This is a genomic window from Candidatus Manganitrophus morganii, from assembly GCA_021651055.1.
GTDB classification, from domain to species: Bacteria; Nitrospirota; Nitrospiria; order SBBL01; family Manganitrophaceae; genus Manganitrophus; species Manganitrophus morganii.
Genome location: JAJHOH010000001.1, coordinates 2,370,512 through 2,383,168, shown reverse-complemented (window position 1 = coordinate 2,383,168; position 12,657 = coordinate 2,370,512). Strand labels below are relative to the sequence as shown.

Genomic DNA, 12,657 nt, shown 5'->3' with positions numbered 1-12,657 from the left:
GGCCGAAGCGTGATCCGGCGGGGCCCTTCTTGGGAAAAGAGGGAAACACCCCACACAAAAGTGAACCTTTTTTGCGAGGTTTCCCTCCCGCCCCTTGTCTTCTTCGAAACGAATTGGCTATAATCCGGTTAACTTAAACGAGAGGGAGGGTTTACCATGGAGCTCTATCAACGTTCGCAAACGGAAACAACGGTCCAAGACGATCCCGCAGCGAAAGAATTACTTCGGCGGGCCTACGAGAAGACCTCGCGCTGGGGGAAGGAGTTCCCCGGTTTCACCGCCGATCTGGTCCTCAATGACAACGGCAAGGAATACAAGGGGAAGGTCAAGATCAAATCGCCCAAAGAGGCGGAGGTCACCGTCGACGGCGCCGACGAGCCGCTTTTGAAATGGGCCCAAAACCAGATCGGGATGATGGCGGTTCATCGCGCCTCCCGTCCTTTCGAGGAGGCCGATGGAAAATACGCCTTGACCCTCGCCCCGGAAGACCACCATCCCCTCGGCCGCCAGATCATCATCAACGGCGACGGAATGAACTCCCGCTACCGGATCAAAGACGACCGGATTCAGCAGATCTCCCGGAGCATGGGGAAGATGAGCTTCACAATCAACGTCGAAGAGGCGATGACCACCTCCGACGGCAAACATCTCACCACCCGCTATACCGTCTTCTACTTCTCCCCCGACGGGCAGCTGATGCAGGCGGAGGCCTTCACCGACCGCCCGACCGAAGTGAAGGGGCTCTATCTCCCCGGGTATCGCCGCATCATCTCGAACGACAAAGGAACGGCGATCGTCCGGATCCTGGAGTTTAAGAACCATCAGTTGATGTAATTCGGAGAGGCAAGGAGCCCTGCCGTGACCCGTCTGGAGCGGATGAGAAAGCTGGTCGAACTCGACCCGAAGAGTGAGATCACCCACTTCGGACTGGGACAGGCCTGTTATGATGAGGGGCTTTTTGCGGAAGGGGCGTCGGCGATGGCGCGGGCGATCGAAATTAAGCCCGATTACACCGCGGCCTATGAGATCTTGGGACGCTGCCTGGAGAAGATGGGAAATCTGGAGGAGGCCGAAGCGGTCTACCTGAAGGGGATCGAGATCGGAACCGTCCGGGGTGATATGATCCCGACCGAAAAAATGAAGGCGCGGCTGAATCGGGTGAAGGGAAAACGGGCCTTACCCGATTCCCCGGCCGGCCCTTCGTCCGGAGCGGCCTAGGAATTCTCCGCCTGCTCCATCATCAGCTTGAGCTCCTCGATATAGACCGTCTCCTCCAGCGGGCCGCCCCGGCGGACCGAGAGAAAGTAGAGATTCCCCCAGAGGCCGGCGATCCGATGGATCGCCTCGTGGCGCGGCACTCCCTTCTCGAGCAGCGCCTTAAAGACCACTTCGACCTCTTCGGGATCTTGCTGAAAGAGCTGTTTTTCCACGGCGACGTGGAGGCCGGTGTGGATGAGCGGATTGACGACGAAGCCGTCGATCTCCTGCGGGTGGAAGGCCGCTTCCCCCTGCGGCCACAAGGAATCGAATTCGGGATGCGCTCTCATGGCGTCGGCGATCAGCTCGGAATCGCCGGAGAGATCCTCCTCCCGCTTCATCCGCTCCCAAACGTTGAAGTAGATCGAAAGGGCCTGCTTTGAAAAGAGATAATCCATGCCTGACTCCTTCAAAAGATAAAAAGGCATCTTAACAGAGTCCGATCGGGATGATCAAGGTCGATCTCAAACCGTGAGACCAAAGAGAAATCGATGACCCAGGAGCAAAAAGAGGAATTTGAACGATTCGTCTTCCGGCACGCCAACCTGACCTTGATTGATTATGCCTTGGGGCACGATATTTTCGACAAGGTGGTTCAGCAACGGCTGAATCGGCTGGAAAAGAATTACTTCCTCACCCTCGCCGAAGCCGAAGAGGCCGAGCTGGTCGAAGCCCGCAAGACCGCCCCGAGCGAGGCGACCCGAATGAAGATCGACCGGCTTTTGAAAAATGCGAGGGAAGTCCGGGAGATTTTGAAGGAGTAGATTGCACCGATCGTCCGACCGCGCGTGGAACCGTTCGCTTCATCCCTCATCGCTCCCTCCTTTGCTTAAATAGCGGTCAGCTTTCAGCAGTCAGCCAAAGATTTAAAAGCTTCAAGCTGAAAGCTGAGCGCTGACGGCTGATTGCTTCTTTGAATTTTTCGTCACCATCACTGATCGACAAGGAGAAGAAATGAAAAGGAGAAGTTCGATTCTTTTTTGGCTGATCGCGTTCATCGCGGGGATCTGGTTCGGCGGAGGGTTGGCCCGATGGACCGGGACCGAACCGGCGTTCGCCCAGCCTTCACAGGCCAAAGCGGTTCGGGCGGAAGCCTTCGAGCTGGTCGATAAGAAGGGGAAGCTTCGCGCGAAGTTGATGATGGGAAAGGACGAAGAACCGATGCTGGTCGTCTACGACAAAAACGAAAAACCGGCCGCGGCCTACGGGCTTAACAGCGAAGGGCCGGTCCAAGATTTTCTCGGGAGGATTTTACGACCGTAGGTTGTCATGCGGGAATCGCTCACCGTTAGGGCATCGCCTTGCCAAAGCGGGGGTTCGTCATTTTCTTTGTTTCCTTTGAAACAAACCTGAGTGCTTTCTTGACACGGAAGCAGTCGTCTACTAATCGTCCAAGACCGATAACTCACCACTCCTGGTAATCCTTGAGATAAAGGGCCGAGAGTGCTTGATTATAAAGCGTCTGATTTTGGGAAGTGCCTTCACCAAAGTCTGGCCCATCTCCTCTCCCGTAAGATTTCCGGAAGTCAAAACAAACGCGCCGACTCCTGCATGAATCAGTGCATTACGTTCGATTGTCCTGTACCGAATGCGCTGATCATTGGTGATGACAAACCAGCCTCTTGCTCCGACCACTGAAAGCCAATCTTGGTCTTTAGCATTCGGCGGAAAGTGATCGTCATGGATTTCTACCTGAACGCCTGTCTCACGGAAGACGGCGGCACTTTTTTTCGAAAGGCTCCTGTCGAAAAAAAAAGTGATCGACTCAGGCGGCTTCGAGGGGGAGTTCGCAACGGATCGCTTCTTCGATCTGGGAGGGCGGAAGGCCATAATCCCCCGCAAGTTCTTTGATGGATTCCCCGGCTTTATATCTTTCTGCAATCACTTGAGTCGGGATCCCCGTTCCGGATAAAACGGGCCGGCCGAAGGAGATCGTCGGATCGATGACAACCGTCCTTGGCTCTTCGAGCTGGCGTTTTCGGGTGAAAGGATAAAGCTTAATCGGCAGGCCGGAAGGGTCACGCTCGATCCGGCGAAGATAAGCATGGAGCAACTTCTCCATCGCCAATTGGCCGTCCTTGGAAATATTTTCCAGGTGGCCGTATTCTCTTACAAAGAGATCCATCCCGTCCGTCTCAAAGAGATGATCGGCCAGGGGATGCTTTGAGGGATATTTTCGGTCGAGGTAATCGAGCGCCTTTCTTACGCTGACGAGCGGGACTCGGTGGTCCTTTCGTATTGCACTGAGAACATGCGCCTCCACCAAGTTAAAGAAGGAAAGCAGAGAGCTCCGATCAAGAGTAGCGATAAGCGGCTTAAAGTCGCGCTGGCCCTCCTTGACTGGATAACGCCGCCCACGAATCCAAGAACGGAGTGTCGTGAGAGGAATTCGGAGATAGTGAGCGGCTTCCTGGAGCGTATATGAAGGGACTTCCCTAATATCAGATTTAGCCTGGAGGTTTTTCTTCATGAAAGCGGACCTCTATTGGAAACAGTATTTGTGTATCATAATAGGAATAAAAGTCAAGTTTTGATTCCACTTTAATCGATCCGCCTTCCCGTTGCAGGATCGAAAAGATGTACCTTGTTCGAATCGATCGTCAGGCCGACCCGCTCGCCCGGCGCCCCATCGAAATCGGCCGCTGCCGTGGCGCGGACCCTTTGGCCTCCCCAATTTAACTCCACCCAGACCTCGGCGCCAATTGATTCGATCAGGACGATCTCGGCCGTCATCTCCCCCTCTCCGGCCGGACGGGAAAGATGGATATCTTCCGGACGGATGCCGAGAACCCCCTCTCCAGATGGCGCGGTGCCGAGCCGCTCCCCCTTCTCTCCCGTCAGCCGAAAGACAACCCCCTCGGCCATCTCAACCCCCTCCCCGACCCACCGTCCGCGGAGCAGATTCATCGGGGGGCTGCCGATAAATTCCGCCACGAAGAGGTTGGCCGGGCGGGCGTAGATCTCCTTCGGCGTCCCCTCCTGCTGGAGCGTCCCCTGGTGCAGCACCGCCATCCGGTCGGAGAGGGTCATCGCCTCGGCCTGATCGTGGGTCACGTAGATCATCGTCGTCTTCAATCGCCGATGCAGTTGCTTCAGCTCGCTCCGCATCTCGATCCGAAGGCGCGCGTCGAGGTTGGAGAGCGGCTCGTCGAAGAGAAAAAGGCGCGGCTTCCGGACGATCGCTCTTCCTAACGCCACCCGCTGGCGCTGGCCGCCGGAGAGCGATCCCGGCCGCTGCGGCAGGAGCGGCGCAAGTCCGAGCAACTCGGCCACCTCCCGGACGCGGCGGTCGATCTCGGCCGCCGGCTCCTTTTTCATTCGAAGGGGAAAAGCGATGTTTTCATAGACGGTCATGTGGGGATAGAGGGCGTAGCTCTGGAAGACCACCGCGACATCCCGCTCCTTCGGCGCCAGATCGTTCACCGGCGCGCCGTCAAACAGGATCTCGCCCGAGGTCGGACTTTCCAAACCGGCAATCAAATTCAGAAGGGTCGATTTCCCGCAGCCGCTCGGCCCGACCAGCGTGAAGAACGTCCCCTCCGCGATCGTCAGATCGATCCCGCGCAACACCCCCTTCTCCCCGAACTGTTTCGTGATCCCCGTCAGCCTCACTTCCGCCATGTAAACCCCCGGAAATATCTTAATTACGAATTAAGAATTACGAATTAGGAATTGGGTGAAGAATCGAGAGCGAAAGCGCTGCGTGTTAGAATTGAATTCCTCATTCTCAATTCTCAATTCTCAATTCTTAATTCCTAATTCCTAATTGGTTTATTTATCCCTTCACCGCCCCGGCCGTCAGCCCTTCCACGATCCGCCGCTGAAAAAAGAGGACGAGGAGGATCACCGGCAGGGTCACGACGATCGACGCGGCGGCCATGTCTCCATAGGGAATCTCGTGCAATCCCGGGAAGAGAGCGATCCCGACCGGGATCGTCCGCGACGCCTCGGTCGTCGTGAAGGTCAGCGCGAAGAGGAACTCCCCCCAGGAGAAGAGAAAGACGAGGATCGCCACCGCGGAGAGGCCCGGCGCGGCAAGCGGCAGGAGGACTTTCGTGAACGCTTGCAGCGGCGTGCAGCCGTCGATCTGCGCCGCCCGGTAGAGCTCCGCCGGAATCTCCTCGAAGAAGCGGGTCAGGATCCAGAGGGAGAGGGGGAGCGAGAAGGCGGTGTGGGTGAGGACCAGCGCCCACCAGGTGTCTCTCAAGCCGAGCGCCCGGACGATCAAATAGAGGGGGCTAACGATCGCCACCGGCGGGAACATTGAAACGCCGAGGGCCATGCCGAGCAGAAGCCCTTTCCCTTTGAAGTGAAGCCGCGCCAACGCGAAGGCGGCAAGGGCGCCGAAGGCGAGAGAGAAAAAGGTCGTCATCCCGGCGACCGCCAGGCTGTTGAGAATGATCCGGAAGAATGGGTGGCCGGTGAAAATCGAGCGATAATGTTCCAGGGTCGGATGTTGCGGGAGGATCGGCGGTAGGGTGATCAGTTCCGAATCGGGGGTGACCGACGTGATCGCCTGCCAGACGACCGGCCCGAGAAAGAAGAGCGCCGTCGCGAAGAGAAGGAGAAAAAATCCGGCCTGTTTCAAAGATCGCTTCATCATGAGGAGAGCCGCCTCTCCCGGCCGAGAAGGGCGAGATAGACCAGGCTGATCGCGGCGACGCAGAAAAACATCGCCACCGACAAGGCGCTGCCGTAGCCGAACTGAAGGGTCTGAAACAAAACCTTGTAGGTATAGATGGAAAGGGTCTCGGTGGTGTTCCCCGGGCCGCCGCCGGTGAGGACATAGATCGCGTCGAAGACCCGAAAGGCGTCGAGGGTCCGGAAGAGGAGGACCACCAGGATCATCGGCGTAAGCGACGGAAGGATGATGTGGCGGAAGACTCCCCATCCTCCCGCCCCGTCGACCCGTGCCGCGAGGTAAAGTTCCCTCGGGATCGTCTGCAGCCCGGCCGTCAGGAGAATCGCCGCAAAGGGGGCGCTCTTCCAGACGTCGATCAGGATCGCCGCATGGATCGCCCAGAAAGGATCGCCGAGCCAATTGACCGGCCCCCTCGCCAGACCCGTTCCGGTCAATATAAAATTGAAGAGACCGAACTCGACGTTGTAGAGCCACTCCCACATCCGGCTCGAAACGACCGTCGGGATCGCCCAGGGGAGCAGGACGATCGCCCGCATCGATCCCCGCCCCGGAAAGGCCCGGTCGAGAAGAAGCGCCACCGCCAGCCCCAGCGCCAGCTCCAAAGCCACCGCAACGAGGGTGAAGTAGAGGGTGTTGCCGAGGCTGTTCCAGAAACGGGGATCGATCGCGAGGAAGCGGTAGTTCTCCAGTCCGACGAAGCGGGCGATCTGAAAAATCGGCAGCCGTTGCTGAAGGCTGAGGAAGAAGGCGGCCGCGATCGGAATCAGCGCGACGGCGGCGAGAAGGAGGATGGCCGGGGCGATCAACCAATAACCGAGCCGCGCGGTCGCCGGTCTCATCGCACCGGATCCCCGAGCAGATGCTTCATCTGAAGCGCGGCGTCATGCAGCGCGCGCTCCGGCGGCTTGATCCCGACCAGCGCCGCGGAGAATTCGGGCTGCATGATCTGAGAGAGCATCGGGTAGTAGGGGGAGACCGGCCGGGGCCGGGCCGACAAGAAAAGATCGCGCAGGCCGGCGGTGAACGGCTGTGCGGCCGCCAACGCCGGGTCGTCATAGAGGGCTTTGCGCGTCGGATTGTAGCCGGTATCGATCGCCATCGTTCGCTGAACCTCCGGAGAGGTTAAATAGAGAAGCAACGCCTCGGCCTCTTTCGGATGGCGCGAGAAGCGGTTGATCCCAAGCTGCCATCCTCCCAGCGTCGCCGCGGAGGGGTGGCCCGGGAAGTGCGGCAGCGGGGCGACGCCGACCTTCCCTCGCACAGCCGATCCTTCCTTCTGAAAGAGGACCCACGCATACGGCCAATTGCGCATGAAAACCGCCCGCCCCTCGCCGAAGAGGCGCCGCGTCGTCTCCTCGTCGGCGGTCGTCACCATCGGCGGGGAGATCCCGTTCTCCCCGATCAAATCGCGCAGAAAGGTGAGCGCCTCGGTCGCCGACGGATCGGCCAGAATCACCCTGCCGTTTTCATCGAGGACCTCCCCCCCCGCCGACCAGATCACCTCCAGGACATTGCAGATCAGCCCCTCGTATTGCCTTCCCTGCCAGACATAACCTCTCAGCCGCGGGTCGTTCTCTTCCTGGAGGACCGTCCGCGCCGCGGCGGCCAGCGCCTCCCAGGTTTGCGGCGGGTCGAGCCGATATTTTTCCAGAAGATCTTTCCGGTAATAGAGAAGGCCAGCGTCCAGAAACCAGGGGATTGCATAGGCCCGATCTTCAAAGAGGGCCGCGTCGATCGGTCCGGGGAAAAAGGCCTCCCGCGCTTCGGGGGGGAGGAGGTGAGAGAGGTCGCGGACCCAGCCGGCCCGGGCGAACTCCTGAACCCAGATCACGTCGAGCGACATCAGATCGAAATCGCTCGATCGCCCTTCCAGGCCGATGACGTAAAATTGATGCTGCTGATCGGAGGAAGAGGGAAGGATCTCATCCCGGACGAGAATCCCCGGATGCGTCGCTTCGAATTTCCGCAAGAGCGCCTGGAAGGCGGCGGGGTTTCCCTCGATCTGGCCGTGCTTGAAGACGAGGGTGACCGGCCCTTTCTCCTGCTGGACCCGCTCGGCGGCGGGACAGCCCCAGAGAAGTCCGATCACCATCCCTGCGATTGCCAGCCAACTCATCGATCGGTGCCTTCTCCCCAACCGCTCCTCCGCCGTCACCCCTCTTCGCCCGTCCGGCGCTCTCCCCTCGCTTCTTTCCGCTCCGCCCCATTGCCAGGACGCTCCTCCGCCTGCGCCTTTCCGTCGACCTCGCGCGTATAGACCGTCCGGCTGGGGAACGGAATCTCGATCCCCTCTTTACGGAACCGCTTTAAGATCCGCTTCCGCAATTCGTGCTGCGCGAGGTACTGATCGGTGAACTCCCGCACCTGGCAAATCAGGGTAAAGTTCAGGGAGAAATCGCCGAAGCCGGGGATGAACCGGACAAACGGAGCCGGATCGGCGAGCAGCCCGGGGATCTCCCGCGCCCCCTCGGTCGCCTCTTCCACCAGGACCCGCTCAAGATGATCGGGGTCGGTCTCATAGCTGACGCCGATCGGGATCAAGAGCGCCATCCGCGTCTCGGGCAAATAATAATTGGTCAGAATGCTCTGGGAGAGTTTGTTATTGGGGATGATCACCAGGTTGTTCGGAAGCATCCGAATGCGGGTGGTCCGCCAGCCGATGTCGGTGACATACCCCTCCTGGCCCGACTCCAGACGGATGAAGTCGCCGACGCGGATCGGCTGCTCCACCAGGATATGGATTCCGGCGAAGAGATTCGAGAGGGTGTCTTGAAGGGCGAGCGCCACGGCGAGACCGCCGACCCCCAGGGCGGTGATCAGGGGGGTGATCGAGATGCCGAGGGTCCCAAGCAAGATGAGAAACCCGATCACGAGAACCGTCCCCTTGATAATCGTCTGAGAGAGGCCGGTCAGAGGAATCGAGATCGCCGCCTTCCTGATCGAATAGGCGACCAGTTGCGAGGAAACGTTGGCCAACACCAGCGTGACCGAGAGGATGACGAGGACATGGATCACCTTGAGGGAATAGGCGACGTAAGGGGCCGGGAGCGAGGAGGTGCCGAGGGCGACGTAGAGTCCGATGGCCACCCCCCAGCCGATCGAAGGGATGCGAAGGGCGGAGACGAACAGGTCGTCGATCTCCGATTCGGTTTTCTCGGACCATCGGCGGAGAAGGCGCAGGAGGACGCTCCGCACGGTCAGGGCGACCGCGGTCGCGCCGGCAAAGATGCCGAACGGGATCATGATGGTTCGGAAAAGTTCACTCGTCACAGGCTTCCTCCCGGGTCAAGGGCCGCCTTAAACCCATTGGGTGATCGATGCAGGGGCGAAATAGGTCTATATAAAGGGATTCTGTAGGGAGTGTCAAGCGCAGCCGGGATACCTTTACAGCTGCAGCTGCGCCTCGAACAGGGTGGCATAGGCGCCGTTGGTCCGGATCAACGCCTCGTGTGTTCCGCTCTCCACGATTCGTCCCTGATCGATCACCAGAATCCGGTCGGCGGTCCGGAGCGACGAGAGCCGATGGGCGACGATCAGCGTCGTCCGGTTGGCGAAGAGATTTTTCATCGCCTCTTGAATACTCCCCTCGGTCTCGGCATCGACGGCGGAGGTCCCCTCGTCGAAGATGATGATCGGGGGATTCTTCAAGAAGGCGCGGGCGATGGCGAGCCGCTGCTTCTGGCCGATCGAGAGCTTCACCCCCCGCTCCCCGATCCAGGTGTTATAGCCCTCGGGAAGCTGACGGATGAAATCGTCGGCGCAGGCGGCGGTGGCGGCGGCGATGACCTGCGCTTCCGTGGCGGTCAGATCGCCGTAGGCGATGTTTTCCCGGACGGTGCCGTTGAAGAGAAACGGCTCCTGGCGGACCAAGCCGATCTGATCGCGCAGCGCCGCCAGCGACATCGCCCGGACGTCGAAGCCGTCGATCGTCACGCTCCCTCCCTGCACGTCGTAGAAGCGCATCAAAAGCGAGACGATCGTCGTCTTCCCGCTTCCGGTGGCTCCGACCAGAGCAACCGTTTCACCCGGAGAGGCCTCGAAGTCGATCTGCCTCAAAACCGGGAGCTCCGAGACGTATTGGAATGAGACATTGTTGAACCGGACGAATCCCTGCAACCGGGCCGGGAGGACGATCGGGGTCTCCGGCTCGGCGACCTCCGGCTTCGTGTCGATGATCTCGAAGACCCGCTCTCCCGCTGCGATCGCATGCTGCAGCATGTGGTTGATCGAGTGGATCTGGTTGATCGGCGCGTAGAAAAGGGCGGCATAGGCGAAGAAGGCGACCAGCTCCCCGACCGTCATCGCTCCGGTCGACACCTTGTAAGAGCCGAATCCCAAAATCAGCACCGTCCCCATCGAGGCGAGAAAGGCCATCCCCGGCGAGTAGTACGACCAGAGGCGGGCGACCTCCAGACTTCCGTCGCGGCAGGCGGCGCTCTTCTCGGCAAACCGTTTTGCTTCATGCGATTGCCGGTTGAAGATCATCGTCTCACGGATGCCGGAGATGGAATCTTGGAGGAGCGCATTGAGGTCGCCGAGCCGCTGCCGGACATTTTTATAACAATGGTGAATCCGCCGGGTGAAGAGAACGGCGGAAAAGGCGAGGATCGGCAGCGGGAGCATCGCCACCAGGGCGAGCTGCCACTGGATTTTGAAGAGGACCGCCGTAATGCCGATCAGCGTCAACGCGGCGACCAGCAGATGCTCGATCCCGTCGATGAAGATCCGCTCCATGTTCTCGACGTCATTGTTGATCCGCGACATGATCTCGCCGGTGGAGCGGTTCTCAAAATAGGAGATCGAGAGCCGCTGGGTCGCCTGATAGACGGTGTTGCGGATATCGAAGATGACCCGCTGCTCGAAAACATTGTTCAGACGGATCCGGGCGGTGTTCGAAAGGGCTTTGACGGCGAAGGCGCCGATCATCGCCAATGTCAGGAGAACAATCAAGCGGGTCTCTCCGGAGCCGACCCCTTCATCGATCACCACCTTGATCAGCCACGGGGGAATGAGGTCCATGAGGGTGGTGAGGATCGCCGCACCCAGGGTCAACGCCGCAAGCCCCTTGTACGGTTTGATAAAGGTCAAAACACGAAGTGTAAATTTCAAGATCGATCCTTTCTTAAAGAAATAATGCGGAATGAAAAATAGGAAATCTTAAAGGAAGAAGTTTATCACTTCTGCTTCCAAATTCCCAGATTCCTCATTATATTTCTATCCTGCTTCCGAAGAGCGGCGACGTCGCCGAATGACAAAAAAGGTCGTTGCGGAGAGGGCGGCGAGGCCGCCGAGCGACCAGGGAGAGAAGAGCCATTTTCGCACCCTGCTTTGGACCGGAACCTTCGATCGGGCCTGAAGGAGAAGATCTTCCGGATGTTTGTGGGCCAGCCGTTTCTCGCCGTTGCTCTTTCCCTCCGGGAGCGAGCGCTCGATTTCGGAGTTGATCTCCGCGCCCAAGAGAATCATCAGCCCGCTCAGGTACATCCACGTGAGCAGGATGATCACGGCGCCGATCGCCCCGTAGGTCTTGTTGTAGTTGCCGAAATGGCTGACATAATAAGAGAAAGCGAGCGAGACGGCGATCCAACCGAGGACGGCGAGGACCGATCCGGGGGTGACCCACCGCCACTCCTGCTCGACATCGGGCCCGAAGTAGTAAATCGCCGCCACCACCGTGATCATGATGATCGTGGCGAGAAGAAGCCGAAGGAGGTTCCATCCGATCAGAAAAGAGGCGCCGAGTCCGGTCCAATTCGCCAGCCACTCTCCGATCGCCCCGCCGAAGATCATCAAGACCGCCGAGAAAATGATAAAAACGGAGAGGGAGAGAGTCAAGCCCAGCGCCGTCGCCTGAACCTTCCACCAGGGACGGCCCTCTTTTACTCCATACGCCTTATTCAGCGCATTGATCAGGGCGGCCATCCCCCGCGAGGCGGCCCAGAGGGTCACGATCAACCCGATCGAGAGGAGTCCGCCGCGCGGCTCCCGGACAATGTCGGTCAATGTCTCCTGAACCAGTTCCATCGCCTCTTGCGGGAGGACCCGCTGTAGATAGCCGAGGATCTCATTAAAGAGGTTTTCAACCGGCAGGTAACCGATCAATGTCACGAGAAACAGAAGGAGGGGAAAAAGGGCGAAGAGAGAAAAATAAGCGAGCTCGGCGCCGACGGAAAAGATATCGTCCTCATTCATCTGTTTCCAGACGTCGGCCGCAAGCTGTCGGAGGGTGAGGTTCCCGAGCGCCCACCGGCGGAATCGTTCCCGCCAGGTGGGCCGGTTCTGATCGTTTCCTTTGGCTTCCAAATCAAATCCTAAAAGCTACCCCCACATCTCTTCCGGAATTGCCAGGCGCTTCACCGGCCGGCCGTTCGAGATATGCTCTTCCATAATCTCGGCGACATCGGCCGGTTTCACCCCTTTATACCAGGTCCCGTCGGGGTAGACGACGACGGTCGCACCGATCGGGCAAGGGCCCAAACAGCTCGACTCGGTGACTAAAATTTGTCCGAAGAGCTCCCGTTTTTCCATCTCGGCGAAAAAAGCCGGGACGAGTTCTTTACTCCCCTTCTCGCCGCACGATCCGCGGGGATTCCCCGGGGGGCGGGTGGTTGTGCAAACGATAACATGATATTTCGGCTTCGGCATAACGTCTCCTTATATACTGTGGTTGGATCACTCGAAAGATCCTTAGTTCTATCACAGGGAGACACATCTCTTCAAGAAAAACAGGTGAGGCGTCAGGGGTAAATTCAAAAGAT

At 58.9% G+C, this 12,657-nt stretch carries 14 protein-coding genes; 4 read left to right on the top strand and 10 right to left on the bottom strand.

Annotated elements, in window-relative coordinates:
- The first annotated feature begins 156 nt into the window (after positions 1-156).
- Both MCM46_10975 and MCM46_10970 read left to right on the top strand, forming a co-directional pair.
- Positions 157-834: a DUF3386 domain-containing protein gene (locus MCM46_10975; GenBank protein MCG3112329.1), complete on the top strand. Its 678-nt coding sequence runs from the start codon at positions 157-159 to the stop codon at positions 832-834.
- 24 nt (positions 835-858) lie between these two features.
- Entirely contained in the window at positions 859-1,218 is a 360-nt protein-coding gene (locus MCM46_10970) for a tetratricopeptide repeat protein (protein MCG3112328.1), read from the top strand.
- Here the strand turns inward: MCM46_10970 and MCM46_10965 are convergent.
- Complete coding sequence (locus MCM46_10965; protein ID MCG3112327.1) at positions 1,215-1,655, bottom strand: DUF1841 family protein; 441 nt, start codon at positions 1,653-1,655, stop codon at positions 1,215-1,217. The genes MCM46_10970 and MCM46_10965 overlap by 4 nt on opposite strands.
- A 93-nt stretch (positions 1,656-1,748) precedes the next feature.
- Here MCM46_10965 and MCM46_10960 point away from each other — a divergent pair, with 93 nt between their 5' ends.
- A complete protein-coding gene (locus tag MCM46_10960) occupies positions 1,749-2,021 on the top strand; it encodes a hypothetical protein (GenBank protein ID MCG3112326.1) in 273 nt (90 codons plus the stop codon).
- Positions 2,022-2,211: 190 nt separating this feature from the next.
- Positions 2,212-2,520: a hypothetical protein gene (locus MCM46_10955; protein MCG3112325.1), complete on the top strand. Its 309-nt coding sequence runs from the start codon at positions 2,212-2,214 to the stop codon at positions 2,518-2,520.
- A gap of 502 nt (positions 2,521-3,022) precedes the next feature.
- On the opposite strand, the gene MCM46_10950 is transcribed toward MCM46_10955, so the two are convergent.
- The 9 genes from MCM46_10950 to MCM46_10910 all read right to left on the bottom strand — a co-directional run bounded on the left by MCM46_10950 (position 3,023) and on the right by MCM46_10910 (position 12,544).
- A complete protein-coding gene (locus MCM46_10950) occupies positions 3,023-3,727 on the bottom strand; it encodes a DUF433 domain-containing protein (protein ID MCG3112324.1) in 705 nt (234 codons plus the stop codon).
- A gap of 71 nt (positions 3,728-3,798) precedes the next feature.
- Positions 3,799-4,878 (bottom strand): ABC transporter ATP-binding protein, encoded by a 1,080-nt coding sequence (locus tag MCM46_10945; protein ID MCG3112323.1) that lies wholly within the window; start codon positions 4,876-4,878, stop codon positions 3,799-3,801.
- Positions 4,879-5,032: 154 nt separating this feature from the next.
- On the bottom strand, positions 5,033-5,860 hold the full coding sequence (locus MCM46_10940; GenBank protein MCG3112322.1) for a carbohydrate ABC transporter permease: 828 nt from the start codon (positions 5,858-5,860) through the stop codon (positions 5,033-5,035).
- Complete coding sequence (locus MCM46_10935) at positions 5,857-6,738, bottom strand: sugar ABC transporter permease (protein ID MCG3112321.1); 882 nt, start codon at positions 6,736-6,738, stop codon at positions 5,857-5,859. Before MCM46_10935 ends, MCM46_10940 begins: the two co-directional genes overlap by 4 nt.
- The gene (locus MCM46_10930; GenBank protein MCG3112320.1) at positions 6,735-8,015 is read right to left on the bottom strand and encodes an ABC transporter substrate-binding protein; all 1,281 of its coding nucleotides are present in this window, start codon (positions 8,013-8,015) and stop codon (positions 6,735-6,737) included. Before MCM46_10930 ends, MCM46_10935 begins: the two co-directional genes overlap by 4 nt.
- A 35-nt stretch (positions 8,016-8,050) precedes the next feature.
- On the bottom strand, positions 8,051-9,169 hold the full coding sequence (locus MCM46_10925) for a mechanosensitive ion channel family protein (protein ID MCG3112319.1): 1,119 nt from the start codon (positions 9,167-9,169) through the stop codon (positions 8,051-8,053).
- 114 nt (positions 9,170-9,283) lie between these two features.
- Entirely contained in the window at positions 9,284-11,008 is a 1,725-nt protein-coding gene (locus MCM46_10920) for an ABC transporter ATP-binding protein/permease (protein ID MCG3112318.1), read from the bottom strand.
- 105 nt (positions 11,009-11,113) lie between these two features.
- A complete protein-coding gene (locus MCM46_10915) occupies positions 11,114-12,202 on the bottom strand; it encodes a YihY/virulence factor BrkB family protein (protein ID MCG3112317.1) in 1,089 nt (362 codons plus the stop codon).
- 15 nt (positions 12,203-12,217) lie between these two features.
- Positions 12,218-12,544, bottom strand: coding sequence for a (2Fe-2S) ferredoxin domain-containing protein (locus tag MCM46_10910; GenBank protein MCG3112316.1), 327 nt, complete (start codon positions 12,542-12,544; stop codon positions 12,218-12,220).
- Positions 12,545-12,657 lie beyond the last annotated feature (113 nt).

Bases quoted from the DNA above. Each gene is read 5' to 3' on its own strand.
- MCM46_10950 (MCG3112324.1), bottom strand. From the start codon at position 3,727: ATGAAGAAAAACCTCCAGGCTAAATCTGATATTAGGGAAGTCCCTTCA.
- MCM46_10945 (MCG3112323.1), bottom strand. From the start codon at position 4,878: ATGGCGGAAGTGAGGCTGACGGGGATCACGAAACAGTTCGGGGAGAAG.
- MCM46_10910 (MCG3112316.1), bottom strand. From the start codon at position 12,544: ATGCCGAAGCCGAAATATCATGTTATCGTTTGCACAACCACCCGCCCC.
- MCM46_10930 (MCG3112320.1), bottom strand. From the start codon at position 8,015: ATGAGTTGGCTGGCAATCGCAGGGATGGTGATCGGACTTCTCTGGGGC.
- MCM46_10940 (MCG3112322.1), bottom strand. From the start codon at position 5,860: ATGATGAAGCGATCTTTGAAACAGGCCGGATTTTTTCTCCTTCTCTTC.
- MCM46_10965 (MCG3112327.1), bottom strand. From the start codon at position 1,655: ATGGATTATCTCTTTTCAAAGCAGGCCCTTTCGATCTACTTCAACGTT.
- MCM46_10975 (MCG3112329.1), top strand. From the start codon at position 157: ATGGAGCTCTATCAACGTTCGCAAACGGAAACAACGGTCCAAGACGAT.
- MCM46_10955 (MCG3112325.1), top strand. From the start codon at position 2,212: ATGAAAAGGAGAAGTTCGATTCTTTTTTGGCTGATCGCGTTCATCGCG.
- MCM46_10935 (MCG3112321.1), bottom strand. From the start codon at position 6,738: ATGAGACCGGCGACCGCGCGGCTCGGTTATTGGTTGATCGCCCCGGCC.
- MCM46_10960 (MCG3112326.1), top strand. From the start codon at position 1,749: ATGACCCAGGAGCAAAAAGAGGAATTTGAACGATTCGTCTTCCGGCAC.